At 65.2% G+C, this 25,854-nt stretch carries 25 protein-coding genes and 3 pseudogenes; 22 read left to right on the top strand and 6 right to left on the bottom strand.

From position 1 onward, the window contains the following. The first annotated feature begins 134 nt into the window (after positions 1–134). From O6P39_RS06865 to O6P39_RS06855, 3 genes are all read left to right on the top strand, one after another. Positions 135–596: an Lrp/AsnC family transcriptional regulator gene (locus O6P39_RS06865; RefSeq protein ID WP_275610639.1), complete on the top strand. Its 462-nt coding sequence runs from the start codon at positions 135–137 to the stop codon at positions 594–596. Between the two features lie 343 nt (positions 597–939). Then, positions 940–1,413 carry a YchJ family protein gene (locus tag O6P39_RS06860; RefSeq protein ID WP_275610638.1) on the top strand — a complete coding sequence of 158 codons (474 nt, stop codon included), beginning with the start codon at positions 940–942 and terminating at the stop codon, positions 1,411–1,413. Positions 1,414–1,579: 166 nt separating this feature from the next. After that, entirely contained in the window at positions 1,580–2,206 is a 627-nt protein-coding gene (locus O6P39_RS06855) for a trimeric intracellular cation channel family protein (RefSeq protein ID WP_152221280.1), read from the top strand. Here O6P39_RS06855 and O6P39_RS06850 read toward each other — a convergent pair whose 3' ends face one another. Then, on the bottom strand, positions 2,207–2,740 hold the full coding sequence (locus tag O6P39_RS06850; protein WP_275610637.1) for a hypothetical protein: 534 nt from the start codon (positions 2,738–2,740) through the stop codon (positions 2,207–2,209). 122 nt (positions 2,741–2,862) lie between these two features. Between O6P39_RS06850 and O6P39_RS06845 the strand changes: the two genes are divergently transcribed. The 7 genes and pseudogenes from O6P39_RS06845 to O6P39_RS06810 all read left to right on the top strand — a co-directional run bounded on the left by O6P39_RS06845 (position 2,863) and on the right by O6P39_RS06810 (position 9,715). Next, positions 2,863–3,348, top strand: a complete 486-nt coding sequence (locus O6P39_RS06845; RefSeq protein ID WP_275610636.1) for an LEA type 2 family protein — start codon at positions 2,863–2,865, stop codon at positions 3,346–3,348. A gap of 8 nt (positions 3,349–3,356) precedes the next feature. Further along, positions 3,357–3,557 (top strand): SEC-C metal-binding domain-containing protein, encoded by a 201-nt coding sequence (locus O6P39_RS06840; RefSeq protein WP_207885179.1) that lies wholly within the window; start codon positions 3,357–3,359, stop codon positions 3,555–3,557. A gap of 191 nt (positions 3,558–3,748) precedes the next feature. Then, a pseudogene (locus O6P39_RS27325) lies at positions 3,749–6,288 on the top strand (penicillin acylase family protein). A gap of 335 nt (positions 6,289–6,623) precedes the next feature. Beyond that, complete coding sequence (locus tag O6P39_RS06825) at positions 6,624–7,403, top strand: ABC transporter substrate-binding protein (RefSeq protein ID WP_275610635.1); 780 nt, start codon at positions 6,624–6,626, stop codon at positions 7,401–7,403. 79 nt (positions 7,404–7,482) lie between these two features. After that, positions 7,483–8,196, top strand: a complete 714-nt coding sequence (locus O6P39_RS06820) for an ABC transporter permease (RefSeq protein ID WP_275610634.1) — start codon at positions 7,483–7,485, stop codon at positions 8,194–8,196. Beyond that, a complete protein-coding gene (locus O6P39_RS06815; protein WP_275610633.1) occupies positions 8,193–8,906 on the top strand; it encodes an ABC transporter permease in 714 nt (237 codons plus the stop codon). Before O6P39_RS06820 ends, O6P39_RS06815 begins: the two co-directional genes overlap by 4 nt. A 44-nt stretch (positions 8,907–8,950) precedes the next feature. Next, positions 8,951–9,715, top strand: a complete 765-nt coding sequence (locus O6P39_RS06810; RefSeq protein WP_275610632.1) for an ATP-binding cassette domain-containing protein — start codon at positions 8,951–8,953, stop codon at positions 9,713–9,715. Positions 9,716–10,024: 309 nt separating this feature from the next. On the opposite strand, the gene dcd is transcribed toward O6P39_RS06810, so the two are convergent. Further along, positions 10,025–10,591: a dCTP deaminase gene (dcd, locus tag O6P39_RS06805; RefSeq protein WP_153917269.1), complete on the bottom strand. Its 567-nt coding sequence runs from the start codon at positions 10,589–10,591 to the stop codon at positions 10,025–10,027. 98 nt (positions 10,592–10,689) lie between these two features. Beyond that, positions 10,690–11,784 carry an iron-sulfur cluster carrier protein ApbC gene (apbC, locus tag O6P39_RS06800; RefSeq protein ID WP_275610631.1) on the bottom strand — a complete coding sequence of 365 codons (1,095 nt, stop codon included), beginning with the start codon at positions 11,782–11,784 and terminating at the stop codon, positions 10,690–10,692. Positions 11,785–11,969: 185 nt separating this feature from the next. On the opposite strand from apbC, the gene metG reads away from it, so the two are divergent. From metG to O6P39_RS06780, 4 genes are all read left to right on the top strand, one after another. Beyond that, the gene (metG, locus tag O6P39_RS06795; RefSeq protein ID WP_275610630.1) at positions 11,970–14,003 is read left to right on the top strand and encodes a methionine--tRNA ligase; all 2,034 of its coding nucleotides are present in this window, start codon (positions 11,970–11,972) and stop codon (positions 14,001–14,003) included. A 166-nt stretch (positions 14,004–14,169) separates the two neighbouring features. Further along, positions 14,170–14,499: a hypothetical protein gene (locus O6P39_RS06790; RefSeq protein ID WP_275610629.1), complete on the top strand. Its 330-nt coding sequence runs from the start codon at positions 14,170–14,172 to the stop codon at positions 14,497–14,499. After that, positions 14,499–15,614, top strand: a complete 1,116-nt coding sequence (locus O6P39_RS06785; RefSeq protein ID WP_275610628.1) for a glutathionylspermidine synthase family protein — start codon at positions 14,499–14,501, stop codon at positions 15,612–15,614. Before O6P39_RS06790 ends, O6P39_RS06785 begins: the two co-directional genes overlap by 1 nt. A 9-nt stretch (positions 15,615–15,623) precedes the next feature. Beyond that, the gene (locus O6P39_RS06780; RefSeq protein WP_275610627.1) at positions 15,624–16,022 is read left to right on the top strand and encodes a DUF350 domain-containing protein; all 399 of its coding nucleotides are present in this window, start codon (positions 15,624–15,626) and stop codon (positions 16,020–16,022) included. Here the strand turns inward: O6P39_RS06780 and O6P39_RS06775 are convergent. Then, positions 16,016–16,546, bottom strand: coding sequence for a hypothetical protein (locus O6P39_RS06775; protein ID WP_275610626.1), 531 nt, complete (start codon positions 16,544–16,546; stop codon positions 16,016–16,018). The two genes, O6P39_RS06780 and O6P39_RS06775, sit on opposite strands and share 7 nt — an antisense overlap. A 207-nt stretch (positions 16,547–16,753) precedes the next feature. Between O6P39_RS06775 and rsxA the strand changes: the two genes are divergently transcribed. The 8 genes from rsxA (at position 16,754) to O6P39_RS06735 (ending at position 23,545) form a co-directional block, all read left to right on the top strand. Further along, complete coding sequence (gene rsxA, locus O6P39_RS06770) at positions 16,754–17,338, top strand: electron transport complex subunit RsxA (RefSeq protein WP_207885191.1); 585 nt, start codon at positions 16,754–16,756, stop codon at positions 17,336–17,338. Then, positions 17,335–17,901 (top strand): electron transport complex subunit RsxB, encoded by a 567-nt coding sequence (gene rsxB, locus O6P39_RS06765; RefSeq protein WP_275610625.1) that lies wholly within the window; start codon positions 17,335–17,337, stop codon positions 17,899–17,901. The genes rsxA and rsxB overlap by 4 nt, the downstream gene beginning before the upstream one ends. Then, on the top strand, positions 17,898–20,222 hold the full coding sequence (gene rsxC / locus O6P39_RS06760; RefSeq protein WP_275610624.1) for an electron transport complex subunit RsxC: 2,325 nt from the start codon (positions 17,898–17,900) through the stop codon (positions 20,220–20,222). The genes rsxB and rsxC overlap by 4 nt, the downstream gene beginning before the upstream one ends. After that, positions 20,219–21,256, top strand: a complete 1,038-nt coding sequence (locus tag O6P39_RS06755) for an RnfABCDGE type electron transport complex subunit D (RefSeq protein WP_275610623.1) — start codon at positions 20,219–20,221, stop codon at positions 21,254–21,256. The genes rsxC and O6P39_RS06755 overlap by 4 nt, the downstream gene beginning before the upstream one ends. Before the next feature lies 1 nt (position 21,257). Then, positions 21,258–21,911 (top strand): electron transport complex subunit RsxG, encoded by a 654-nt coding sequence (gene rsxG, locus O6P39_RS06750; RefSeq protein WP_275610622.1) that lies wholly within the window; start codon positions 21,258–21,260, stop codon positions 21,909–21,911. After that, positions 21,904–22,620 carry an electron transport complex subunit E gene (locus O6P39_RS06745; protein ID WP_275610621.1) on the top strand — a complete coding sequence of 239 codons (717 nt, stop codon included), beginning with the start codon at positions 21,904–21,906 and terminating at the stop codon, positions 22,618–22,620. The genes rsxG and O6P39_RS06745 overlap by 8 nt, the downstream gene beginning before the upstream one ends. After that, complete coding sequence (nth, locus tag O6P39_RS06740) at positions 22,617–23,255, top strand: endonuclease III (RefSeq protein ID WP_275610620.1); 639 nt, start codon at positions 22,617–22,619, stop codon at positions 23,253–23,255. Before O6P39_RS06745 ends, nth begins: the two co-directional genes overlap by 4 nt. A gap of 107 nt (positions 23,256–23,362) precedes the next feature. Beyond that, a complete protein-coding gene (locus O6P39_RS06735; RefSeq protein ID WP_207885198.1) occupies positions 23,363–23,545 on the top strand; it encodes a hypothetical protein in 183 nt (60 codons plus the stop codon). 452 nt (positions 23,546–23,997) lie between these two features. Here the strand turns inward: O6P39_RS06735 and O6P39_RS06730 are convergent. Together O6P39_RS06730 and ppnN are read right to left on the bottom strand one after the other, a co-directional pair. After that, a pseudogene (locus O6P39_RS06730) lies at positions 23,998–24,416 on the bottom strand (pyrimidine/purine nucleotide monophosphate nucleosidase domain-containing protein); the annotation flags it as partial. 6 nt (positions 24,417–24,422) lie between these two features. Continuing rightward, positions 24,423–25,595 (bottom strand): annotated as a pseudogene (gene ppnN / locus O6P39_RS06725) (nucleotide 5'-monophosphate nucleosidase PpnN); the annotation flags it as partial. Between the last annotated feature and the right edge of the window lie 259 nt (positions 25,596–25,854).

Here is a 25,854-nt window from a genome sequence, read left to right as displayed (position 1 = left end):
CGCAGCAGCGCCCAGACAGCAATTCAACATCCACTGCGCAGCACACCAATATTTCCATATAGACTCAAGAATCAAACGTAACCGGCAAAGACAATACATACCCGTGTATTCTTCAAACATGAGACTGACCGCCCATGTCCGAATTGCGTCCGGCCACCCTTGATGAGATTGATCTTCAGCTCATTGCAGCCCTGAAGATAAATGCCCGTGAAACCGTGGCTGTCCTTGCCCGAAATCTAGGCATCGCCCGCACAACTGTTAACTCGCGGCTATCCAAACTTGAAAGTGCCAAAATCATCACTGGATATGGAGTTCGCCTAGGGCAGCAGTTGCTGGATGGTGGTTTACAAGCTTACGTCGGGATCACCGTCCACTCGCGATCAGGAAAGGATGTTGTAAAGCGACTAAGTGCAATGTCAGAGGTAGAACAACTGTGTGCTGTTAGCGGCGAGTTCGACTATGTTGCCTGGTTACGTGCAAACTCGCCTGAGCGCCTTGATCAAATTTTAGATCAAATTGGAAGTCTAGAAGGCGTTGCAAAGACCACCACTTCCATTATCCTTAGCAGTAAAATTGATCGCGGACATCCTCTTTGATCTGCTTCTTCGGAATTGTAAATAGCTTTACAAAACCGCCCCCTTACCAATACAACTGCTTCTGACCATATTCTGCCGGCCATGCCTTGCGGACTGGTTCCATCGACACTTCTGGCTACAGCGCTCCCATCGCGAAGCGATCTCGAAAGCTCACACGGGATGAATTACCCCGGACGGCCCTCCGAGTCCCTTGTGCTCCTCGCGAACCGGCACCGATGGTGTAACCTTCGTGTCGCCAGAACACTTTGAGGACCGCCATGAAGCCCGCGACGCTTGGCCTGCAGCCACCTGTGTCCCAGTTCTGGGCCAACCCGGAAAACTTCGGCAAGTACTGGTGGTGACCATGATCGAACCGACCTGCCCCTGCGGTAGCGGCCGTCCGCTGACCGAGTGCTGCGGACGCTTCCATGCCGGCGTTGCCGCCCCCACCGCCGAAGCCCTGATGCGCTCGCGCTACAGCGCCTATGCGCTGGGCCTGGTGGATTACCTGCGCGACACCACCCTGCCGGCCCAGCAGCAGGGCCTGGACCTGGACGCCATTCGCGCCTGGAGCCTGGGCAGCACCTGGCTCGGCCTGGAGGTGGAGAGCCATGAGGTGCTCGGCGGTCAGCCCGAGCACGCGCGGGTCACCTTCGTCGCCCGCTGGCACGACAGCAACGGCGAGCATAGCCACCGCGAGTGCTCGGGCTTCGTCCAGCGCGAGGGCCGCTGGTATTTCCTCGATCCAACCGTGCCAATGAAGCTGGGGCGCAACGATCCCTGCCCCTGTGGCGCCGGCGGCAAGCTGAAGAAATGCTGTGGCCCCTGGATCGAATGATGAAGCGCAGGGCGTGCGGCCGTTCGCGGATGTGCGCCCGATGCCCCGGCCCCGACTAAGGTGTGAAGGCGCCCTACTTGGGGCCGGCAGGCGTCTCGGCTAGAATCCGCGCCTTTTTCGGGGCGGCGGCCGTTCGCCGCACCGGTTTCCCCTGCCGGACCTTGCCATGCTGCTGACCGTTCTCTACATCATCGCTATCACCGCCGAAGCCATGACCGGCGCGCTTTCCGCCGGCCGCCGCAGCATGGACCTGTTCGGCGTGGTGCTGGTGGCCTGCGTCACCGCCCTGGGCGGCGGCTCGGTGCGCGACATGCTGCTGGGCCACTACCCGCTGACCTGGGTGCGCCATCCGGAGTACCTGGCACTCACCGCAGCCGCAGCGCTGGTCACCGTATTCATCGCCCCGCTGATGCGCCACCTGCGCTCGCTGTTCCTCGCGCTGGACGCCGTAGGCCTGGTGGCCTTCACCCTGATCGGCTGCCAGGTCAGCCTGGAGATGGGCCACAGCCTGCTGATCGCCGCGGTCAGCGGCGTGATCACCGGGGTCTTCGGCGGCATCCTGCGGGACATCTTCTGCAACGACGTGCCGCTGATCTTCCGCCGCGAGCTGTACGCCAGCGTCTCCTTCGCCAGTGCCTGGTGCTACCTGATCTGCCTGCAGATCGACCTGCCCAAGGAGCAGGCCATGCTGATCACCCTGTTCGCCGGCTTCCTGTTCCGCATGCTGGCGATCCGCTTCCGCTGGGAAATGCCCAAGTTCGTCTACAAGGACGATCCGCAGCAGGGCGACTGATCAGTCCGCCAGCTTGAGATGGCTGGTGTCCGGTGCGGGACCTGCCGGCTCCGCCTTGGCCTGGCCCATGTCGCTGCCGACCGGCGCCAGGCTGAACTGGCTGAGGTCCACGCTCGGCGCCGGGACTTCGGGCTTGTCGTCCTGCAGGTCGGCGCCCACCGGCGCGAGACCGAAGTCCAGCGCCTCGACATCGGCGAACGCCGCCATGTACCCGTCACGCGGCGCAACCTGCAGGCGCCCCGGCGCTGCAGGCTGCTGAGGATCGGCAGCCGGCGGCGGCGCCAGCTCGATCTCCTCGATCGGCGCGTCCATGTCCACCACCTCGACGATGGCGCCGGCGCGCTCGATCACGCTGCGGTACTTCTCCGCCGCCTCCGCATCCAGGTTGTTCTTGATCACCATGCGCCGGCCGGAGAACAGCAGCTCGATGCGCTGCGCATCGGCCTGGAACAGCCGGGCCAGGTTGGCCTTCACGCCGTCGAGCTGGGCACCCGGTACGGTCCGCCCGGAAAAGGCGATCTCATAGCGGCTCATCTTCACTCTCCTGTGTTAACCCGCCGGTTACATTTGGCCAGTATGGTGCAGCTTTTTTTAACCTAACAACAACTTGCAGCCGAGCAGGTGCTTGGTACACTGGGGCATCCTGGGGGATAGACATGAATTATCAGGCGCAAATGATAAGAATTCTCAGCCTGTTCTGGCTGGTCAGCCTCGTTTCCGGCTGCGGCTGGATGGCTGGCGACTTCCAGCAGCCCGACGTGAAGCTGCAGAAGGTCGACGTGGTGAAAGCCCGCCTGCTGGAGCAGGAATTCATCCTGCATTTCCGCATCGACAACCCGAATGATTTCAGCCTTCCGGTTCGCGGCCTGGCCTACAAGGTCAAGCTGAACGATATCGACCTGGCCGAAGGCGAGTCGAATAACTGGTTCACAGTGCCGGCCAACGGCCACGAGACCTTCGAAGTCCCGGTGACCACCAACCTCTGGCGGCACATGAAGTACATCGTCAAGCTGCTGGAAGATCCCGACAAGCCGATCCGCTACCGCCTCGACGGCGAGGTGAAGACTGGCCTGCTGTTCGGACAGAGCGTGCACATTGCCCGCAATGGCGAGATAATTCCCGGCGATTTCATCCCCGAGTGAGCTTCACCATGAGCCAGGAACCCCACGTACACGGTCCGAACTGCAACCACGACCACGATCATGACCACCACCATGATCACGGTCACGTGCACGGCCCGCACTGCAACCACAGCCACGAGCCGGTGCGCAACCCGCTCAAGGACGTGGGCCGCAACGATCCATGCCCCTGCGGCAGCGGCAACAAGTTCAAGAAGTGCCACGGCGCCTGAAGCGCGCTTTGACGCTCCCGTAGAAGGCCCGCCCAGCGCGGGCCTTCTGCTGTCCGCTCCAACTTTTCCTCTGTCCGCCTCAACTAAATGTCGGCCGCCGCAAATCCCGCCGTGCGTGGCTTGCGCGCCCATCGCCAGCTCACTAACGTAGCGCCTTTCCCGCGACCCTTTTGTGCAGGAGCACGCCCTTCATGGCCCCGCGAGCCTTCCGCCGGCTTCCCAGCTTCGGCCTTGCCGCCACCCTCAGCGCCGCCGTCAGCCTCGCCGGCTGCCAGAGCTGGCTGAACGACCACTACGCCGACAGCGTGACGCCGACCAGCGGCGTGCAGCCGATCAAGGGCCTGGCGGACAACGTATCGATCCGCCGCAACAGCTTAGGGATGCCGCTGATCGAGAGCAGCAACTTCCACGACGCGCTGTTCACCCTGGGCTATGTGCACGCCAGCGACCGCATCAGCCAGATGGTCGGCCTGCGTCTGATGGCCCAGGGGCGCCTGTCGGAAATGGTCGGCCCCGGCGCGCTGGAAACCGACCGTTTCATGCGCACGGTGAACCTGAAGAAAGCCGCTGATGCCCTTTATGCCGGCTCCTCGCCGCGCATCAAGCGCTTCTTCGAGACCTACGCGCGCGGCGTCAACGCCTACCTGTTCCGCTACCGCGACAAGCTGCCGATGGACCTGGCCGAGTCCGGCTACCGTCCTGAGTACTGGAAGCCGGAAGACTCCGCGCTGGTCTTCAGCCTGCTGAACTTCGGCCTGGCGGTGAACCTGCAGGAAGAAATCGCCTCCCTGGTACTGGCGCAGAAGGTCGGTGCCGACAAACTGCCCTGGCTGACGCCGATCTATCCCGACGAGCCGCTGCCCTTCGAAGAGGCCGAGAAGCTCAAGGGCCTGCGCCTGGAAGGGAAAATCGCCGGCCTCGACGCCCTGGACCGCGCCGCCGGCCAGATCGCCGCACTACAGATGATGGGCGTTGCCGCCTCCAACAACTGGGCCATCGCCCCGCAGCGCAGCCGCAGCGGCAAGAGCCTCCTGGCCAACGACACCCACCTGCCGTTGTCCATGCCCTCGGTGTGGAACTACGTGCAGATCCGCTCGCCAAAATTCAGCGCCGCCGGTGTTTCCATCGCCGGCGTACCGGGCGTGGTGGCTGGCTTCAACGGCAAGCTGGCCTGGGGCATGACCATGGTCATGGGCGACAACCAGGACCTGTTCCTGGAACAGGTGAAGCGTCAGGGCAGCAAGCTCTACTACCTCGCCGACGGCCAGTGGAAGCCGGCCATCGAGCGCAACGAGACCTTCTTCATCAAGGGCCAGAGCCCGGTCCGCGAGACCATCTACGAGACCCGCCACGGCCCGCTGCTCAACAGCGCCCTGGGCGAGCGCAAGCACGACCTGCAACCGCTGCCGCTGTCCAGCGGCTATGGCATCGCCTACCAGAGCATCCAGGGCGAGTCCGACCGCACCCTCGATGCCTTCTTCGACCTGTCCCGCGCCAAGAGCGTCGAGCAGGCATTCGACGCCACCCGCGACGTCCGCGCGATGGCGCTGAACATCCTGTTCGCCGACGAGAAGCACATTGGCTGGCAGGTCACCGGGCGCTTCCCCAACCGCAAGGAAGGTCGCGGCCTGCTGCCCTCCCCGGCTGGGACGGCCGCTACGACTGGGACGGCTACGCCGATCCGATCCTGCATCCGTCCGACCAGGACCCGATGCAAGGCTGGCTGGGCACCGCCAACCACCGCAGCGTGCAGCCCGGTTACGGCGCCCAGCTGTCCAGCTCCTGGTACTACCCGGAGCGCTACGAGCGCATCGCCCAGCTCGCCGGCGCCAGCAAGAGCCACGACTACCGCAGCATGATCGCCATGCAGTACGACCAGACCACGCCCTTTGCCGGCAAGCTGCAGTCGATGCTGGACGCACCGGGCATGGCGCAGCCGCTGAAGAAGGCCATCGACGCGCTGCCCGATGACCAGCGAGCCCGCGCCCGCGAAGCGCTCGACCGCATCATGGCGTTCGACGGCAAGCTGGCCGCGACATCCTCGGATGCGGCCCTGTACGAAGCCTTCCTGCAGGAAAGCAGCAAGCAAATCTTCCTCGACGAACTCGGCCCGGAAGACAGCCCCTCCTGGAAGGCCTTCGTGGAGAACGCCAACCTGTCCTATTCGGCCCAGGCCGACCACCTGCTGGGCCGCGACGACAGTCCGTTCTGGGATGACACCCGCACCCCGCAGAAGGAAGACAAGCCGGCGATCCTCGCCCGCAGCCTGGCCGCCGCCACGACCTTCTGCGAACAGAAGATGGGCAGCGACCGCCGCGCCTGGCAGTGGGGCAAGCTGCACACCTACGAGTGGGTCAGCGACAGCACCAAGATGGCGCCGAACCTGAGCGCCAGCGAGCGCGCCAGCCTGGGTGCGATCAAGGGCTACCTGGACCGTGGCCCCTACCCAGCCGGCGGCGACCACACCACGCTGAACGTCGCCGCCTACCACTGGGGCCAGGACTTCGACACCTGGCTGATCCCGGCCATGCGCATCGTCGTCGACTTCGGCCAGAGCGAGCCGATGATGGGCCTCAACAGCAGCGGCCAGTCCGGCAATCCGGCCAGCCCGCACTACGCCGACGGCATCGATGCCTGGCTGAAGGGCAACTACATGAGCTTCCCCTTCCAGTCGCAGAACCTGGACAAGGTCTACGGTGTGAAGCGTCTGACACTGGTACCGGGCAAGTAATCGGCTGAAAAATTTCTCCGGGGTCGGGAACTTGTATCCCACCCAGGAATCAGAACAGTCGACTTACTCCATGATCATTTTCAGGCACCTTCGGGTGCCTTTCTTTTTTCCGCCGCGCACCATCCCGTTACCCGACGCCTCACTCCCTCGCACCAGCCAGGTGCGCAAGCCGGAGTTGCCGCTGCTATACCTTTTGCAGGACCGCGTCCGTCATCCCTCTCCCATCGCTGGCGTCCGCCGCCCCGTGCCTGGTTCGAAAATTGCTGTCCTTGCGCTGTTGCACAGGTGTTTCCGTCATTTCCACCTGCTTGACCAACCTCTAAGGATTCCATTCGATGAAAAAAGCCTGGTTGACTCTCTCCGCCCTGGTCCTGATGGCCAGCGCCGGCGCCCTGCAAGCCAAGGAGTGGAAGGAAATCCGCTTCGCCACCGACCCTTCCTACGCCCCCTTCGAGTCCAAGGCCCCGGACGGCAGCCTGGTCGGCTTCGACATCGACCTGGGCAATGCCATCTGCGCGCACCTGAAGGTCAAGTGCGTGTGGATGCCCAACGACTTCGACGGCATGATCCCCGGCCTGAAAGCGCGCAAGTTCGACGGCGTGATCTCCTCGATGACCGTCACCGAAGCGCGCAAGAAGGAAATCGACTTCAGCGACAAACTCTTCACCGGCCCCTCGGCGATGATCAGTAAAAAAGGGGCAGGCCTGGAACCCACCGCCGACTCGCTCAAGGGCAAGACCGTGGGCGTGGAACAAGGCACCATCCAGGAGACCTTCGCCAAGACCAGGCTGGAACCGGCCGGCGTCAACGTGAAGAGCTACCAGAACCAGGATCAGGTCTACTCCGACCTGGTGTCCGGCCGCCTGGACGCCTCGCTGCAGGACCTCCTGCAGGCCGAGCAGGGCTTCCTCACCACCGACCAGGGCAAGGGCTTCGAGATCAGCAAGCCGGTGCACGACCCGCTGATGCCGGCGGACATCGCCATCGGCATCCGCAAGGGTAACGACGAGCTGCGCGCGATGCTGAACAAGGGCATCAAGGCCATTCACGACGACGGCACCTACGACAAGCTGCAGAAGAAATACTTCGGCGACCTCGACATCTACAACGACTGATCCGCCCCGAACGGGCTCGCCCCCACCGGCCGGGGCGGGTCCGTTACGGCAACGGCCGCATCACGGGAGCGCTGCGCGCATGCTCCAGGCATTCCTCGAAAGCATCAGCCTCAAGGGCTACGGGGCGATCCTGCTGGATGGCACCTGGATGACCGTCAAGCTATCGATCTGCTCACTGCTGCTGTCGGTCCTGCTCGGCCTGATCGGCGCCAGCGCCAAGCTCTCCGGCTCCAGACTGCTGCGCTTCCCGGCGATCCTGTACACCACACTCATTCGCGGCGTCCCCGACCTGGTACTGATGCTGCTGATCTTCTACAGCCTGCAGACCTGGCTGGCCGATCTCACCGACTACATGGAATGGGAATACATCGAGATCGATCCCTTCAGCGCCGGCGTGATCACCCTGGGCTTCATCTACGGCGCCTACTTCACCGAAACCTTCCGCGGCGCCATCCTCGCGGTGCCGCGCGGCCAGCTGGAAGCGGCCAGCGCCTTCGGCCTGAGCCGGGCCCAGCGCTTCCGCTTCGTGCTCTTCCCGCAACTGATGCGCTTCGCCCTGCCGGGCCTGGGCAACAACTGGATGGTGCTGATCAAGTCCACCGCGCTGGTCTCCATCATCGGCCTCTCCGACGTGGTCCGCGCCGCGCAGGACGCCGGCAAGAGCAGCTACCGGCTGTTCTTCTTCCTGATGGTGGCGGCGGTGATCTACCTGGTCTTCACCACCCTGTCCAATTTCGTGCTCAACGCCCTTGAGCGCCGTTATGCCATCGGCGTGCGCGAGGCCCTGCGATGATCGAATTGCTGCAGCAGTACGGCAAAGCCTTCCTCTGGACCGACGGCTACCACATCACCGGCCTGGCCATGACGCTCTGGCTGCTGGTGGTGTCCATCGCCTTCGGTTTCACCTTCGCCATTCCCCTGTCCATCGCCCGCGTTTCGCGCAACCCGCTGGTGCGCTGGCCGGTGCAGTTCTACACCTACGTGTTCCGCGGCACGCCGCTGTATATCCAGCTGCTGGTCTGCTACACGGGCATCTACAGCCTGGCGGCGGTGCGCGAGCAGCCGGTGCTCGACGCCTTCTTCCGCAACGGCCTGAACTGCACCCTGCTGGCCTTCGCCCTGAACACCTGCGCCTACACCACGGAAATCTTCGCCGGCGCCATCCGCAACATCGCCCACGGAGAAGTCGAGGCCGCCCATGCCTACGGCCTGAGCGGCTGGCGGCTGTACCGCTACGTGATCATGCCCTCGGCGCTGCGCCGCGCGCTGCCGTACTACAGCAATGAAGTGATCCTCATGCTGCACTCCACCACCGTGGCCTTCACCGCCACCGTGCCGGACCTGATGAAGATCGCCCGCGACGCCAACGCCGCGACCTTCCTGTCCTTCCAGTCCTTCGGCATCGCCGCGATGCTCTACCTGGTGACCTCCTTCACCCTGGTCGGGCTGTTCCGCCTGGCCGAACGGCGCTGGCTGGCCTTCCTCGGTCCCAGCCATGGCTGACCTCCAGCCCAACGCCACCCCCGTGTCGCACTCCTGAGGCCCGCATGACCACACTGAAGATCGACTCGCTGCACAAGCGCTACGGCGACAACGAAGTGCTCAAGGGCGTATCCCTGGAAACCAGGACCGGTGACGTGGTGAGCATGATCGGCGCCAGCGGCTCGGGCAAAAGCACCTTCCTGCGCTGCATCAACTTCCTCGAACAGCCCGACGAGGGCCGGATGATCCTCGACGGCGAGGAAGTCCGCATGCTGCCCGGTCCTGGCGGCATGCGCGTCGCCGACCAGGCGCAACTGCAGCGCATCCGCACGCGCCTGGCGATGGTGTTCCAGCACTTCAACCTGTGGAGCCATCTGACCGTGCTGGAGAACGTCACCCTGGCGCCGCGCCGTGTGCTGGGCGTGGAGCGCAAGGAAGCCGAGGACCGTGCGCGCAACTACCTGAGCAAGGTGGGCCTGCCGGCGCAGGTGATCGACAAGTACCCGGCCTTCCTCTCCGGCGGCCAGCAGCAGCGCGTGGCCATCGCCCGCGCGCTGGCGATGGAGCCGGAAATCATGCTGTTCGACGAGCCCACCTCGGCGCTCGACCCGGAGCTGGTCGGCGAGGTGCTCAAGGTCATCAAGGCGCTGGCCGAGGAAGGCCGCACCATGATCCTGGTGACCCACGAAATGGCCTTCGCCCGCGAGGTGTCCAGCCAGGTGCTGTTCCTCCACCAGGGCCGCGTCGAGGAACAGGGCCCGCCACAGGAGGTGCTGGGCAAGCCGAAGAGCGAACGGCTCCGGCAGTTCCTCAGCGGCAACCTGAAATAGCCGCCTACGAGATATATCTGCGCTCGGGTTGGCCCTCACCCTCTCCCAGAGGGAGAGGGGACCGTTCGGCGCAGGATGAAACCTAGGCGTCAGTCGGCTCGGACTGCTCCCTCTCCCTGTGGGAGAGGGCTGGGATGAGGGGGATGCATCGGCACGGACTCCCCCAGACGAAGACAGTTGCTCCTACGGGTCTCCCCCTGTTGGGCCTGGCGCATGCGCTCCCAGTCGAAGCCAATTGGCTTACGCGGAACAAATCACAGGCAACAAAAAACCGGGCCAGGGCCCGGTTTTTCATGCACTGCGGAGTTATCAGGCCTTCGGCAGAGTCACACCGGTCTGGCCCTGGTACTTGCCGCCGCGATCCTTGTACGAAACCTCGCAGGCTTCGTCCGACTGCAGGAACAGCATCTGCGCCACACCTTCATGGGCGTAGATCTTCGCCGGCAGGTTGGTGGTGTTGGAGAACTCCAGGGTCACGTGCCCTTCCCACTCGGGTTCCAGCGGGGTCACGTTGACGATGATGCCGCAGCGCGCGTAGGTGCTCTTGCCCAGGCAGATGGTCAGCACATCGCGCGGAATGCGGAAGTACTCGACGGTGCGGGCCAGGGCGAAGGAGTTCGGGGGGATGATGCAGACGTCGCTGTTGATGTCCACGAAGCTCTTCTCGTCGAAGTTCTTCGGGTCGACCACGGCCGAATGGATGTTGGTGAACACCTTGAATTCGGCAGCGCAACGCACGTCGTAGCCGTAGCTGGAGACACCGTAGGAGATCACCCGGCTGTCATCGGCACCGCGAATCTGGCGCTCGACGAACGGCTCGATCATGCCGTGCTCCAGAGCCATGCGGCGAATCCACTTGTCCGATTTGATGGTCATGGCGAGCGTCCTGTAAGGCGGATGGAAAAAGAAGCGCGAATCTTACCGACAGGCGCGCCGCCCGGCAAAGGGGCGCGCCAAGCGGCACCGTCGCGTCTTCAGTCGTCGCTGATGGAAATGTTCGGCATTGCCGGCGCGGCCTTCTCGCTCAGGGCGATGCGGGCGCCGACGCAGCGCGCCATTTCCTGGTAGATCATCGCCAGCTGGCTTTCCGGATCGGCGATCACGGTGGGCTTGCCGCCGTCGGCCTGCATGCGGATGGCCATGGACAGCGGCAACGAGGCCAGCAGCTCGACGCCGTACTGGGCCGCCAGCTTCTCGCCGCCGCCCTCGCCGAACAGGTGCTCGGCATGGCCGCAGTTGGAGCAGATGTGCACGGCCATGTTCTCCACCACGCCCAGCACCGGGATGTTGACCTTGCGGAACATCTCCACGCCCTTCTTGGCGTCGAGCAGGGCCAGGTCCTGCGGGGTGGTGACGATCACCGAGCCGGCCACCGGGACCTTCTGCGCCAAGGTCAGCTGGATGTCGCCGGTGCCCGGCGGCATATCGATGACCAGGTAATCCAGGTCGTTCCAGGCGGTCTGGGTGATCAGCTGGATCAGCGCGCCGGAAACCATCGGGCCGCGCCAGACCACCGGAGTGTTGTCGTCGGTGAGGAAGGCCATGGACATGACCTCGACGCCGTGGGCTTCCAGCGGGATGAACCACTTCTGGTCGCGAATCTTCGGCCGGGTGCCTTCGGGGATGCCGAACATGATGCCCTGGCTGGGGCCGTAGATGTCCGCATCGAGGATACCGACCTTGGCGCCTTCGCGGGCCAGCGCCAGCGCGAGGTTGGCGGCGGTTGTGGACTTGCCCACGCCGCCCTTGCCGGAGGCCACGGCGATGATGTTCTTCACGTTGCTCATGCCCGGCACCTGGGCCTGGGCCTTGTGCGCGGCAATATGGGTTTCCACCTTGACCTGGGCCGAATCGACGCCGTCCAGCGCTTCCAGGGCCATCTGCACGGTCTGCGCCAGGCCGTTCCTGAACAGGCCGGCGGCGTAGCCCAGCTCCAGGGTCAGCGAGACGCGCCCGCCCTGGATGTCCAGCTCGCGCAGGTAGCCGGCGTCCATCAGGTTCTGGCCGGTGTGGGGATCGGTGATCTGGCGGAGAAGGTTTTCTACCGTGGCTCGGTTGGCGGCGCCCATGGGTACTCCCGATGAAAGACTGAGCAGAATGGGCGGGTATCTTACGCCTCTCGTCGCGGCCTTGCTCGGGGTCATCGGTCGCAGGAGCGGCCCGGGCTTACTCCCAAGCGGCCTACGGATGAAAATTTCGCCCCGCCCCTATATAGTTGCCGATTCCCTCGTTTTAACCGGAACGGCCGATCATCATGTCCGAAGCCCGCAAGATCCTCGTCACCAGCGCCCTGCCCTACGCCAATGGTTCGATCCACCTGGGTCACATGCTGGAGTACATCCAGACCGACATCTGGGTGCGTTTCCAGAAGATGCGTGGCAACCAGGCGGTGTACGTGTGCGCGGACGACGCCCACGGCTCGGCCATCATGCTGCGCGCCGAGCGCGAAGGCATTACCTCCGAGCAGTTGATCGACGCCGTGCGCGCCGAGCACATGGCCGACTTCGCCGACTTCCAGGTGAACTTCGACAACTACTACTCGACCCACTCGGACGAGAACCGCGAGCTGTCGTCGGCCATCTACGTGAAGCTGCGCGAAGCCGGCCACATCGCCACTCGTCCGGTAACCCAGTACTTCGACCCGGAAAAGCAGATGTTCCTGGCCGACCGCTTCATCAAGGGCACCTGCCCCAAGTGCGGCACCGCCGACCAGTACGGCGACAACTGCGAAGCCTGTGGCGCAACCTACTCGCCCACCGAGCTGAAAGACCCGAAGTCCGCCATCTCCGGCGCCACCCCGGTGCTCAAGGAGTCGCTGCACTACTTCTTCAAGCTCCCCGACTTCGACGCCATGCTCAAGCAGTGGACCCGCAGCGGCGCCCTGCAGGAGTCGGTGGCCAACAAGATCGCCGAATGGCTGGATTCCGGCCTGCAGGAGTGGGACATCAGCCGTGACGCGCCGTACTTCGGCTTCGAGATCCCCGATGCGCCGGGCAAGTACTTCTACGTCTGGCTGGACGCGCCGATCGGCTACATGGCCAGCTTCAAGAACCTCTGCGCGCGCCGTCCGGAACTGGACTTCGATTCCTACTGGAAGAAGGACTCCGACGCCGAGCTGTACCACTTCATCGGCAAGGACATCGTCAACTTCCACGCGCTGTTCTGGCCGGCCATGCTCGAAGGCGCCGGCTACCGCAAGCCGACCGCACTGAACGTGCACGGCTACCTGACCGTCAACGGCCAGAAGATGTCCAAGTCGCGCGGCACCTTCGTCAAGGCGCGCACCTACCTGGACCACCTGGACCCGGAATACCTGCGCTACTACTACGCCTCCAAGCTGGGCCGTGGCGTGGACGACCTCGACCTGAACCTCGAGGACTTCGTGCAGAAGGTCAACTCCGACCTGGTCGGCAAGGTGGTCAACATCGCCAGCCGTTGCGCCGGCTTCATCCACAAGGGCAACAACGGCCTGCTGGTGGACGCAAGCCCTGCGCCGGAGCTGGTCGAGTCCTTCCGCAGCGCCGCGCCGAGCATCGCCGCCGCCTATGAAGCCCGTGACTTCGGCCGCGCCATGCGCGAGATCATGGCCCTGGCCGACCAGGCCAACGCCTGGATCGCCGACAAGGCGCCCTGGTCGCTGAACAAGCAGGAAGGCAAGCAGGATGAAGTCCAGGCCATCTGCGCCCTGGGTGTGAACCTGTTCCGCCAGCTGGTGATCTTCCTCAAGCCCGTGCTGCCGAAGCTGGCCGAAGCCGCCGAAGCCTTCCTCAACGTCGCCCCGCTGAAGTGGGCCGACCACGAGCAACTGCTGGCCAACCACAAACTGAACCCGTTCAACCCGCTGATGACCCGTATCGAACCCGCGAAAATCGAAGCCATGATCGAAGCCTCCAAGGAAGACCTCGCCGCCGCCAACAAGCCCGCCGGTAATGGCGAACTGGTGAAAGACCCGCTGGCCGCGGAAATCAACTTCGACGCCTTCGCCGCCGTCGACCTGCGCATCGCGCTGATCGAGAAGTGCGAGTTCGTCGAAGGCGCCGACAAGCTGCTGCGCCTGTCCCTGGACATCGGCGACGAGAAGCGCAACGTGTTCTCCGGCATCAAGAGCGCCTACCCGGACCCGAGCAAGCTCGAAGGCCGCCTGACCCTGTACGTGGCCAACCTCGCCCCGCGCAAGATGAAGTTCGGCATCTCCGAAGGCATGGTCCTGGCTGCCGGCCCCGGCGGTGAAGAGATCTACCTGCTCAGCCCCGACAGCGGCGCCAAGCCGGGTCAGCGCGTCAAGTAAGACCCTAGCCTCCACGAAAACGCCGGCGGATTGCCGGCGTTTTCGTGTGCGACAGGCATCACTTCTGCCTGCGGTGGATAATCGCTAGACTCGCCCCCTCAAGGACTCAACGCACGCGCAAGGACCTGCCGACGCTGCCTCCCCGCAGCGCCCTGGGCGCCCGACCATGAAGAAATCCAATCTCGTCTTCACTACCCTGCTCACCGGCGGGGTGCTCTACAGCGTGCTGCACCACAACCCGGTGTACCGCGACCTCTACGCCAACCGCGAAGACTGCCTGAAGGACTGGGGCACCACGCCCAACGCCTGCGAACCCGAGCCCTCCAGCAGCGGCGGCTCCGGCGGCTACAGCGGCAGCTCTGGCCGCTATCGCGGACCGAGCTACGAGGAAGGCTCGCGCCCGAAGACCGCGCAGACCTACCAGGTGCAGTCGCGCCAGTTGGTCACCCGCGGTGGCTTCGGCCACTCCGGTGCCCGCTTCTCCGGGGGTGGCTGATGCGCCGCCTGGCCATGACGCCGCGCGCCGACTGGCGCGAGCGCTGCGAGGCGGTCGGCTTCACCTTCCACAGCATCGACGGCCGTTACTGGGACGAGTCGGTGGCCTACGAGTTCAGCCTCGAACAGATCGAGACGCTGGAGGCCGCCAGCGAGGACCTGCACCAGCGCTACCTGGAATGTGTCGAGTGGGTGATCCGCACCGGCCACTTCGAGCCCTTCCGCCTGCCGCCGGGCGCCCGTGAGGAAATCATCCGCTCCTGGCAGCGTCAGGACCCAAGCCTCTACGGCCGCTTCGATTTCGCCTGGAACGGCGAGGGCCCGCCGAAGATGCTGGAGTACAACGCCGACACCCCCACCGGCCTGCTGGAGGCCAGCGTGGTGCAGTGGCAATGGCTGAACGACGTGAACCCGGCCGCTGACCAGTTCAACTCGCTGCACGAGAAGCTGATCGAACGCTGGAAGGCCATCGCGCCGGACGGCCTGCTGCACTTCACCGCCATCGACGGCCACGAGGAAGACACCGGCAACGTCCTCTACCTGCTCGACACCGCGCACCAGGCCGGCTTGCCGACGCGCTACCTGCCGCTGGAGTTCATCGGCCACCACGCCGCGCGCGGCACCTTCATCGACCAGTACGAGCAGGACATCCGCCACTGCTTCAAGCTCTACCCTTGGGAATGGCTGCTGCAGGACAGCTTCGCCGAGCACCTGGAACGCAGCGGCATCCGCTTCCTGGAGCCGGCGTGGAAGCTGCTGATGTCGAGCAAGGCCATGCTGCCGATCCTCTGGAAGCTCAACCCCAGGCACCCCAACCTACTACCGGCCAGCTACCGCCAGGACATCCCCGGCGCCTACGTGCGCAAGCCGCTGTATTCGCGCGAGGGCGAGAACATCCGCATCGTCGCCGACGACCTGCAACTGGAAAGCGACGGCCCCCACGCCGACGCGCCCTGCATCTACCAGGGCTACGCACCGCTGGCCAACCACGACGGCAACTACGCTGTGCTCGGCTGCTGGGTGATCGACGGCCAGGCCGCGGGCCTGGGCATCCGTGAGGACTCCAGCCCCATCACCCGCGACAGCAGCCGCTTCGTTCCCCACTATTTCGTCTGAGAATCCGCCATGAACCTGCTGCAGACCCTGCCCAACTTCCTCGCCTACTTCGCCTCGGCCATCGGCTTGTTCGGCCTGTTCACCAGCCTCTATCTGCGCCTGACGCCCTACGCGGAAATCCAGCTGATCCGCCAGGGCAACATCAGCGCCGCGGCGGCCCTGGTCGGCACCCTGCTGGGCTTCGCCCTGCCGCTCTCCAGCGCCATCGCCCACAGCGTCAGCCTGATCGACATGCTGGTCTGGGGCGTGATCGCCATGCTGGTGCAGGTGCTGGTGTTCCTCGGTCTGTCGCGCCTGATGCCAGAACTCAAGGACGGCATCGCCAGCAACACCCTCGCCCACGGCGTGCTGCTCGGCGGCGCTTCGCTCAGCGTGGGATTGCTCAACGCGGCCTGCATGACCTACTGAGCGACCTCGCAGTCCACATCCCCGCCGCCCATGTGCTCGAAGCCCTCCAGGTAGAGACAGGAGCTGTCCGCCGCGCAGTCCTGCAGCGAGGCGTTGGTCAGGTTCGGCAGCGAGGTGGCGTCCTCCAGGTTCACCTCCGGGAAGATGTCCGCCACCTCCTCCGCCGTCATAAGCTTGTCGAAGGTGACCGTCACCGATTGCAGGCGACCGTATTCCCAGTCCAGCTGTACCTCCGAGATGCGCGGATTCAACTGTCTCACCGCCGCGGCCGGCAACTGCGGGCCGGCATAGCTGAGGTCCGTGCCATTGCAGGCATCGCCCCAGTTGCTCATCTGCTTGCTGGCGGCGCAACTGAACTGCGGATCGGCCTGCCCGGTGCGCTGTTCCAGCAGGCAGGCGAAATCGGCCACGCCCATGCGCGGCCAGGTGACCAGGTCGGCGGTAGTGAACGGCGCTGCAGCGGCCAAGCCGCAGGAAAACAGCAGACAGAGGACGATGAAACTCCTGGGCAGGCTTCTGGGCATGGCAACTTCCATGAAGGGAACTGATTGATTCCACGGGCAAAGATACTCCTCCGGCCGGCCCCGGCCCCGCAACCGATTTCCGGGAGTTACAATTGTCCACCTCGCTTCTTGTACATAACCTATGCGCCCTCGCTGCCATCAACCTGCTTACCGCCGGTATCCGAGCATGAATCGCCTCCCTTCGCGCCCAGCCACGCGGGCCCGGCAATGACCGAACTTGCCCTGATCCTGGTCAGCGCCATCCTGGTCAACAACTTCGTGCTGGTGCAGTTCCTCGGCCTGTGCCCGTTCATGGGCGTGTCGCGCAAGATCGAGACCGCCATCGGCCTGTCCCTGGCTACCACCTTCGTCCTCACCCTTGCCTCGGTGTGCAGCTACATCCTGCAACGCTATGTGCTGCAACCGCTGGACCTGGAGTTCCTGCGCACCATCGGCTTCATCCTGGTGATCGCCGTGGTGGTGCAGTTCACCGAGCTGCTGGTGAAGAAGAGCAGTCCGCTGCTGTACCGGGTGCTGGGTATCTTCCTGCCGCTGATCACCACCAACTGCATCGTCCTGGGCGTGGCGCTGCTCAACGCCAACAAGCCCGAATACGGTTTCCTGCAGTCCACCCTCCAGGGCTTCGGCGCGGGGCTGGGTTTCTCCCTGGTGCTGGTGCTGTTCGCCGCCCTGCGTGAGCGCATCGCCATCGCCGACGTGCCCAAGCCGTTCCAGGGCGCCGCCATCGGCATGATCACCGCCGGGCTGATGTCCCTGGCCTTCATGGGCTTCACCGGGTTGCTCAAGCCATGAGCGCGGTGCTGCTCGCCGTCGCCATCGTCGCCCTGCTCTGCCTCGCCAGCGGCGCGCTGCTGGGCTATGCGGCGGTGCGCCTGAAGGTGGAAGGCGACCCGGTGGCCGAACAGATCAACGCCCTGCTGCCGCAGACCCAGTGCGGTCAGTGCGGCTACGCCGGCTGCAAGCCCTACGCCCAGGCCATCGCGGCGGGCGACACGATCAACAAGTGCCCGCCCGGTGGCGCCGCCACCATCGCCGCCCTCGCCGCCCTACTGGACGTCGAGCCGCAGCCGCTGGACGCCGCCGCGGAAACCCCGCCACGCGTGGCCTACATCCGCGAGGCCGAGTGCATCGGCTGCACCAAGTGCATCCGCGCCTGCCCGGTGGACGCCATCGTCGGCGCGGCCAAGCTGATGCACACGGTGATCATCGACGAATGCACCGGCTGCGACCTGTGCCTGGAACCCTGCCCGGTGGACTGCATCGAGATGCGCGAGCTGCCGGTGCGCGTCAGCGACTGGAAATGGCCGCTGCCGGATACCCGGCTGATCGCCAGCGATCGGGAGCAGGCAGCATGAATGCGCAGGTCTGGAGCTTCCCCGGTGGCATCCATCCGCCGGAGAACAAGCAGCAGTCCACGGCAACGCCGATCCAGCAAGCGCCGCTGCCACGCCTGCTGGTGCTGCCGCTGCAGCAACATATCGGCGAGCCGGCGCGGCCCTGCGTGGAAGTCGGCCAGCGCGTGCTCAAGGGCCAGCGCATCGCCGAGCCGGGCAGCGCCATCAGCGCCGCCCTGCACGCGCCAACCTCCGGCACCGTGGTCGCGCTGGGCGAACAGCCTTACCCGCACGCCTCCGGGCTGACGGCGTCGGCCATCGTCATCGACAGCGACGGTCAGGATGAATGGACTGAGCTAGCGCCCTGCCCCGAGTATGCGTCTCTCTCCGCGGTCGAACTGCTGGAGCGCATCCGCCACGCCGGCATCGCCGGGCTGGGTGGTGCCGGCTTCCCCACCGCCGCCAAGCTGGCCACGCGCCCGCAGGACGACCTGCACACCCTGGTCATCAACGGCGCCGAATGTGAGCCCTACATCAGCGCCGACGACCTGCTGATGCGCGAGCGCGCGGCAGAGCTGGTGCAAGGCATCGACATCCTCATGCACATCCTGCAGCCCGATCAGGTGCTGATCGGCATCGAGGACAACAAGCCCGAGGCCCTGGCCGCAGTGCAGGCCGCCATCGGCGAACGCAACGTCACGCTGACAGCGATCCCGACCCGGTATCCGTCGGGCGGCGAACGCCAGCTGATCCAGATTCTCACTGGCCGCGAAGTGCCCTCCGGCGGCCTGCCGGCGGATATCGGCATGCTCTGCGTGAACGTCGGCACCGCCGTGGCCGTGGCCGACGCCGTGCTTCGCGGGCGGCCGCTGATCTCGCGCATCACCACCCTGACCGGCGCGGCCCTGGAGCGCCCGTGCAACGTCGAAGCACTGCTCGGCACGCCAGTGGGTGAGCTGCTGGATTTCGCCGGCCTCGACCGTTCGAAGCTGGACCGCCTGATCCTCGGCGGCCCGCTGATGGGCATCAGCCTGCCGTCGCTGGACGTGCCGCTGATCAAGACCAGCAACTGCCTGCTGGCGGCCAGCCGCGCGGAACTGCCGCCACCACCACCGGCCATGCCGTGCATCCGTTGCGGCGACTGCGCCCAGGTCTGCCCCGCCAGCCTGTTGCCGCAGCAGCTGCACTACTTCGCCCTGGGCGCAGAGCACGAGCAGTTGCAGGCGCACAACCTATTCGACTGCATCGAGTGCGGCGCCTGCGCCTACGTCTGCCCGTCGAGTATCCCGCTGGTGCAGTACTACCGCGCGGCCAAGGCCGATATCCGTGAGCTGCAACAGCGCCAGCTGAAGGCCGAACAGTCGCGCCTGCGTTTCGAGCAGCGCCAGGACCGCCTGCGCCGCGAGGAAGAACAGCGCGCCGCCGAGCGCCTGGCCCGCCAGGAGCGCGCCGCACAGGCGCAGGCGAACGAGATCAAGGTAGAAGCGACGGCTCCGGCGGCCCAATCGGTGATCGAACGGGTGAAGGCTGAAAAGGCCGTAGGCAATGCGCCGGACCAGCTCAAGCGGTTGAAGATCGACGCGAGCATGGCCCAGGTCGCGCTGAAGAAGGCCGAGAAGCAACTGGCCGCCCACGACACCGAACAGCTGCGCGCCCAGGTCGCCGAACTGCGCAGCGCTGCCGAGCAGGCCAAGACGGCGCTGGCCGCCGCCGAAGCCGCGGATGCGAGCCCCGCACCGGCGCCCGCCGCCGCCCCGGCCGATAACGAAGCGGCGTTGAAGAAAGCCAAGATCGACGCCGCCATGGCCCGCGCCCAGCTGAAGAAATCCGAGAAGGCCTTCGGCGAGACGCCCACGGACGAACAACGCGCCACCCTCGCCGCCCTGCGCGAGGACGTCGAGCGCATCGAGCAGCGCCTGGGCGAGCTGCAATCCGCCGCCGCACCTGCCCCGCAGACCAGCGAACCCACCGACGGTGTACTCGCCTTGCGCCAGGCCAAGCAGGATTACGTGGTCCAGCGCGACGCCCTGCGCCAGGCCGAGCGCGACGGCGCCTGCGAGGAGGAACTGACCTCGGTGCGCCAGACGCTGGCCGCAGCCGAACAGGCCCTGCACGCCGCCGAAGACGCCAGCGGCAAGGCGCCGCCGGAATTGGTGCGTACCGACAAGCGCCCGGTCAGCGCCGCCCTGCGCGCCGCCAAGACCGAACTGGCCTACGCCCGCGCCGACCTGAAGAAACTCGAACGCGAAGGCGCCGGCGACGACGCCCTGGCCAACGCCCGCGCCCGCCTGCAGGCGGCCGAACGCGCCGTGGCCGATGCCAGCGGTGAGGAATCCCGATGAAGCTGCCCCGAATCACCTCGCCCCACGCCACCGGCAGCAACCGCACACAGAAGGTCATGCTGACCCTGCTGGCCGCCTGCGCACCGGGCGCCCTGGTGCTGATCGGCCTGTACGGCATCGGCCCCCTGTTCAACCTGCTCTGGTGCAGCCTGATCGCGCTGACCACCGAAGCAGCGATGCTCAAGCTGCGCAACCGCCCGCTGGACTTCTTCCTCAAGGACGGCAGCGCGCTGGTCACCGCCGTGTTGCTCGCCCTCGCCCTGCCGCCCTATGCGCCCTGGTGGTTGAGCGGGATCGCCACGGTGTTCGCCCTGGTGTTCGGCAAGCACCTGTATGGCGGCCTGGGGCAGAACCCATTCAACCCGGCAATGGTCGGCTACGTAGTGGTGCTGGTGTCCTTCCCACTGCAGATGAGCCAATGGCCGTCGCCGGACAGCGCGCTGGGCTTCGCCGAAGGGCTCCGGCAGATATTCGGCATCCCCAGCCAGACGCCGGACGCCTGGGTTGGCGCCACCGTGCTGGACGTGGTGCGCAACAACAACAGCCTGACCATGGACGAACTGGTGGCGCAGTCCAGCGCCTTCGGCCACTTCGGCGGGCGCGGCATGGAGCTGGTCAACCTGGCCTTCCTCGCCGGCGGGTTGTTCCTGCTCTGGCGCAAGCTGTTCACCTGGCACGCGCCGGTGGGCATGCTCGGCGCGCTGTTCGTCATGGGCCTGCTGTTCTGGAACGGTTCCGGCTCGGATTCCCACGGTTCACCATTGCTGCATCTGTTCAGCGGCGCGACCATGCTCGGCGCCTTCTTCATCGTCACCGACCCGGTATCCTGCGCCACCAGCAACCGTGGCCGCCTGGTGTTCGGCATCGGTGTCGGCGTGCTCACCTACGTGATCCGCGCCTGGGGCGGCTACCCGGACGGCGTGGCCTTCGCCGTACTGTTGATGAACCTCGCCGCGCCGACCATCGATTACTACACGCGCCCGCGCACCTACGGGCACAAGAAGCCCGAGCGCGGCTTCAAGGTGGGGGACTGACATGTCCGACGCCAACCGCTCGATGCTCAAGAATGCCCTGGTGCTCGGCCTGTTCGCCGTGGTCACGGTGGGCGTGGTGGCGCTGGTCCACCAGTTCACCGCGCAGCGTATTGACGACGCCCAGCGCGAGGCACGCGGCCGCGCCCTGCTGGAACTGCTGCCGGCGGGCAGCTATGACAACCACCCGCTGGACAGCCAGGTCGAGGCGTTCGATCCCAAGCTGCTCGGCCGCAACGAGCCCGCGCCCGCTTTCGTCGCGCGCCGTCAGGGCCAGGCCACCGCCGTGATCCTCCAGGCCACTGCGCCGGACGGCTACAGCGGCTCCATTAAGCTGCTGGTGGGCGTCACCGCCGAAGGCCGGCTGCTCGGTGTGCGCGTCGTGGCGCACAAGGAAACCCCGGGGCTGGGCGACAAGATCGAGCTGGGCAAGAGCGACTGGCTGCATGGCTTCGACGGTCGCTCGCTGAACGATCCGGGGGATTCCGGCTGGCGGGTGAAGAAGGACGGCGGCCAGTTCGACCAGTTCGCCGGCGCCACCGTCACCCCGCGCGCGGTGGTAAAGGCCACGCACAAGGCGCTGCAATACTTCGACGCGCACAAGGGCGAACTGCTCGCGCCCGCCGCGCAACCGGCCGCAGGAGAGAGCCATGAGTGATCCCGGCTACCGCGAACTGGCCCTGCAGGGGCTGTGGAAGAACAACCCGGGCCTGGTGCAACTGCTCGGCCTGTGCCCGCTGCTGGGCACCAGCAACTCCATGGTCAACGCCCTCGGCCTGGGGTTGGCGACCCTCTTCGTGCTGGCCTGCTCCAACGCCGCCGTGGCGCTGATCCGTGGTTCGGTGAGCGAAGCCGTGCGCCTGCCCGCCTTCGTCCTGATCATCGCCGCGCTGACCACCTGCATCGAACTGCTGATGCAGGCCTGGACCTATGAGCTGTACCAGATCCTCGGCATCTTCATCCCGCTGATCACCACCAACTGCGTGATCCTCGGCCGCGCCGAAGCCTTCGCCTCGCGTCACAGCGTGGCACGCTCGGCCTTCGATGGCCTGGTGATGGGCGCCGGTTTCGCCCTGGTGCTGCTGGTGGTGGGCACGCTGCGCGAACTGCTCGGCCACGGCACCCTGCTGGCCGGCATGAACCTGCTGTTCGGCCCGACGGCGGCCGCCTGGAAGATCCAGCTGTTCACGAACTACCAGGGCTTCCTGCTGGCCATCCTGCCGCCCGGCGCCTTCCTGGTGCTGGGCCTGCTGATCGCACTGAAAAACCGTATCGATGAAAGCCTGGCGGAACGCGCCAAGGCGCAGGCGGGCGACGTACCCGCGACCGAGCGCCAGCGCGTCCGCGTGACCGGAGTGATTGAATGAACGCCGCCAAGCGTGCGGAGATTTTCCGCCGACTGCGAGAAGACAACCCCAACCCCGAGACCGAACTGGCGTACAGCACGCCCTTCGAGCTGCTGATCGCGGTGGTGCTCTCCGCCCAGGCCACCGACGTCGGGGTGAATAAGGCCACGGCCAGGCTCTACCCGGTGGCCAATACCCCGGAAGCCATCTACGCCCTCGGCGTGGAGGGTCTGTCGGAGTACATCAAGACCATCGGCCTGTACAACAGCAAGGCGAAGAACGTCATCGAGACCTGCCGCATCCTCATCGAGAAGCACGGCAGCCAGGTGCCGGACAATCGCGAAGACCTCGAAGCCCTGCCCGGCGTCGGCCGCAAGACCGCCAACGTGGTGCTCAATACCGCCTTCCGGCAGCCGGCGATGGCGGTGGACACCCACATCTTCCGCGTCGCCAACCGCACGGGGATAGCGCCGGGCAAGAATGTGCTGGAAGTCGAGAAGAAACTGCTGAAGTTCGTACCCAAGGAATACCTGCTCGACGCACACCACTGGCTGATCCTGCACGGGCGCTACGTTTGCAAGGCGCGCAAGCCTCAGTGCGGCAGTTGCCGGATCGAAGACCTGTGCGAGTACAAGCACAAGACCTCGGACGATTGAGCGTTATGGGAAAAATCCTTCAGCTTCATTGAAAAAATCTTTTTTACCGCCCGGTCCTTTGTCGCTATAAGGGGCGCCAACACACCCCGTGTTGTGGAGTGCACCGAATGGCAAACGACAAAGAAGACCTCGAACTCGAGGACGATGTCAGCACAGACGACAGCGATGACGGCGCCGAAGCCGCAGCAGAGGTCGCCAAGACCAACCTGACCAAGCGCCGCATCATCGACAACTATCTCGAAGAACGTCGCCTGCAGCGTCAGCTGTCCGACTACGATTTCGATCTGTAAGCCTTCTCCTGAATGTAAGACCCGTATGAAAAAGCCCCGCATCCTGGCGGGGCTTTTTGTTTTTTGCTCTGTGCAGGAACGCGCCATGCGCGCATACGGGAATACGCCCCCAACTCACGCTTTGGCTCCTGCAGCCTTCCAGAGAAACATCCGCACGCTCCGGAATGCCCCTTTCAGGAGGCCGAAGGTGATCGGAGTTTCAGGGGTTGAGCGACATGGATGTCGCGAGAGCCGCGATGGGCCAGGGATGGCCCTTCGCGGCGGGCCCCTGAAACTCCGAAGAACCGAGGGTATTTTTCGCGAAGCGAAAAACCGGATGTCGGGGCAAGACCTTTGCCTACTTTGGGTCTTTCCAAAGTAGGTCGCCCGAGTGGGCGAAACAGAATTTCTCAGCACACACCGAAGCGGCGCAGGACACCTGATCAAGGCATCGCCGGCAAAGTCGGGGAGGCTTAGACCGCGACTCCGGCGCGCTGCACCACCCGATAGCACGGCTCATACGCCGCGCCGCCCGGCAGCTTCATCCGATGCTGCTCGACGAACGCCTGCAGCAACGCATCCAGCGGCTCCATGATCGCCGCATCGCCGTTGATCTCGTATGGGCCGAACTCCTCGATCAGGCGAATGCCACGGTCCTTCACGTTGCCGGCGACGATGCCGGAGAACGCCCGGACCCGCTTCAGGCCGTCGCTCATCTCCCGCGCCACTTCCGCCGGGTCGTCGATGATGATGCGGTAGCGCTGCTGCGCCGCCTCGCCCAGGGTCGCGCCGACGAAGGCGTGCAACTGCTCGATGTAGCCGCGGCGCTGCGCGGGCCGGTGAGCACCAGTGGGAACGGCATGTCCTGGTTGTCCGGGTGCATCAGGATGCCCAGCAGGCGCAGGTTCGCCGCCAACTCGTGAGGCGGCACGTCGCAGCCCAGGTCCAGGCCCGCCATGTTCTCGTGGGTCGGCTCGAACGGACGCTGGAAGCCTTCGTCGATCTTCAGCAACCAGTTGAAGTGGTAGGCGTCGTTGCGCTCGCGGCGGAACTGCTTGACCCGCTTCAGGCCGTCGCTCATCTCCCGCGCCACTTCCGCCGGGTCGTCGATGATGATGCGGTAGCGCTGCTGCGCCGCCTCGCCCAGGGTCGCGCCGACGAAGGCGTGCAACTGCTCGATGTAAGCCGCGGCGCTGCGCGGGCCGGTGAGCACCAGTGGGAACGGCATGTCCTGGTTGTCCGGGTGCATCAGGATGCCCAGCAGGTAGAGGAACTCCTCCGCCGTGCCGACGCCGCCGGGGAACACGATGATGCCGTGGCCGACGCGGACGAAGGCCTCAAGGCGTTTCTCGATATCCGGCAGGATCACCAGTTCGTTGACGATGGGGTTCGGCGCCTCGGCGGCGATGATCCCAGGCTCGGTCAGGCCCAGGTAGCGTCCTTCGGTGTTGCGCTGCTTGGCGTGGCCGATGGTGGCGCCCTTCATCGGGCCCTTCATCACGCCCGGCCCGCAGCCGGTGCAAACATCGAGGCTACGCAGGCCCAGTTCGTGGCCGACCTTCTTGGTGTACTTGTACTCGTTGGTGCTGATGGAGTGGCCGCCCCAGCACACGACGATCTTCGGCTCCACGCCGGGACGCAGCGCGCGGGCGTTACGCAACAGATGGAAGACGTAGTCGGTGATGCCGGCCGAGCTCTCCAGGTCGAAGCGCCGGCTGTTGAGTTCGTTCTGGGTGTAGACGATGTCGCGCAGGGCGCTGAAGAGCATCTCGCGGGTGCTGGCGATCATCTCGCCGTCGACGAAGGCATCGGCCGGAGCGTTGAACAGCTCCAGGCGCACGCCACGGTCCTGCTGGTGGATTTCCAGTTCGAAGTCGCGGTAGGCGTCGAGGATGTGCTTGGCGTTGTCGATCTGCGTGCCGGTGTTGAGGATGGCCAGGGCACACTGGCGGAAGAGTTTGTAGCTGCTGCCCGAGCCCGCTTCGCTGAGCTGGTGCACTTCACGTTGGGAGAGGGTTTCGAGGCTGCCCTTGGGGCTGACCGAGGCATTGTTTACCGGTCTTGGGGACATACTGTATTCCTTGACTTAGGCTGCCGGACGCAGAGCGCCGGGCACCCGGAAAAATCGGTGCGGCCGTCCATCGGTCGTCATTATCGGAAGCGGTGCAACGGGGATTGTCCGGCCCGTGCACGATGCTCCTCTGTCTCTGACAAGCAAATGGCGAAAACTGCTTCCGCAATCGACGCATCCGACGTCGATGCAAGATTGAGTATGACCGCTCCGGTGACTTTCTGATGACAGCCAATAAAGAAAAACCCCGCCTTCAAGG

Origin of the sequence: Pseudomonas sp. PSE14, assembly GCF_029203285.1 — a bacterium.
GTDB lineage: Bacteria > Pseudomonadota > Gammaproteobacteria > Pseudomonadales > Pseudomonadaceae > Pseudomonas.
Note: the sequence above shows the minus strand (reverse complement) of the source record. Positions and strands in the feature narration are given on the sequence as shown.

Coding starts and splice junctions, on each gene's coding strand:
- O6P39_RS06865 (WP_275610639.1), top strand. CDS start 135: ATGTCCGAATTGCGTCCGGCCACCCTTGATGAGATTGATCTTCAGCTC.
- O6P39_RS06860 (WP_275610638.1), top strand. CDS start 940: ATGATCGAACCGACCTGCCCCTGCGGTAGCGGCCGTCCGCTGACCGAG.
- O6P39_RS06855 (WP_152221280.1), top strand. CDS start 1,580: ATGCTGCTGACCGTTCTCTACATCATCGCTATCACCGCCGAAGCCATG.
- O6P39_RS06850 (WP_275610637.1), bottom strand. CDS start 2,740: ATGAGCCGCTATGAGATCGCCTTTTCCGGGCGGACCGTACCGGGTGCC.
- O6P39_RS06845 (WP_275610636.1), top strand. CDS start 2,863: ATGAATTATCAGGCGCAAATGATAAGAATTCTCAGCCTGTTCTGGCTG.
- O6P39_RS06840 (WP_207885179.1), top strand. CDS start 3,357: ATGAGCCAGGAACCCCACGTACACGGTCCGAACTGCAACCACGACCAC.
- O6P39_RS06825 (WP_275610635.1), top strand. CDS start 6,624: ATGAAAAAAGCCTGGTTGACTCTCTCCGCCCTGGTCCTGATGGCCAGC.
- O6P39_RS06820 (WP_275610634.1), top strand. CDS start 7,483: ATGCTCCAGGCATTCCTCGAAAGCATCAGCCTCAAGGGCTACGGGGCG.
- O6P39_RS06815 (WP_275610633.1), top strand. CDS start 8,193: ATGATCGAATTGCTGCAGCAGTACGGCAAAGCCTTCCTCTGGACCGAC.
- O6P39_RS06810 (WP_275610632.1), top strand. CDS start 8,951: ATGACCACACTGAAGATCGACTCGCTGCACAAGCGCTACGGCGACAAC.
- dcd (WP_153917269.1), bottom strand. CDS start 10,591: ATGACCATCAAATCGGACAAGTGGATTCGCCGCATGGCTCTGGAGCAC.
- apbC (WP_275610631.1), bottom strand. CDS start 11,784: ATGGGCGCCGCCAACCGAGCCACGGTAGAAAACCTTCTCCGCCAGATC.
- metG (WP_275610630.1), top strand. CDS start 11,970: ATGTCCGAAGCCCGCAAGATCCTCGTCACCAGCGCCCTGCCCTACGCC.
- O6P39_RS06790 (WP_275610629.1), top strand. CDS start 14,170: ATGAAGAAATCCAATCTCGTCTTCACTACCCTGCTCACCGGCGGGGTG.
- O6P39_RS06785 (WP_275610628.1), top strand. CDS start 14,499: ATGCGCCGCCTGGCCATGACGCCGCGCGCCGACTGGCGCGAGCGCTGC.
- O6P39_RS06780 (WP_275610627.1), top strand. CDS start 15,624: ATGAACCTGCTGCAGACCCTGCCCAACTTCCTCGCCTACTTCGCCTCG.
- O6P39_RS06775 (WP_275610626.1), bottom strand. CDS start 16,546: ATGCCCAGAAGCCTGCCCAGGAGTTTCATCGTCCTCTGTCTGCTGTTT.
- rsxA (WP_207885191.1), top strand. CDS start 16,754: ATGACCGAACTTGCCCTGATCCTGGTCAGCGCCATCCTGGTCAACAAC.
- rsxB (WP_275610625.1), top strand. CDS start 17,335: ATGAGCGCGGTGCTGCTCGCCGTCGCCATCGTCGCCCTGCTCTGCCTC.
- rsxC (WP_275610624.1), top strand. CDS start 17,898: ATGAATGCGCAGGTCTGGAGCTTCCCCGGTGGCATCCATCCGCCGGAG.
- O6P39_RS06755 (WP_275610623.1), top strand. CDS start 20,219: ATGAAGCTGCCCCGAATCACCTCGCCCCACGCCACCGGCAGCAACCGC.
- rsxG (WP_275610622.1), top strand. CDS start 21,258: ATGTCCGACGCCAACCGCTCGATGCTCAAGAATGCCCTGGTGCTCGGC.
- O6P39_RS06745 (WP_275610621.1), top strand. CDS start 21,904: ATGAGTGATCCCGGCTACCGCGAACTGGCCCTGCAGGGGCTGTGGAAG.
- nth (WP_275610620.1), top strand. CDS start 22,617: ATGAACGCCGCCAAGCGTGCGGAGATTTTCCGCCGACTGCGAGAAGAC.
- O6P39_RS06735 (WP_207885198.1), top strand. CDS start 23,363: ATGGCAAACGACAAAGAAGACCTCGAACTCGAGGACGATGTCAGCACA.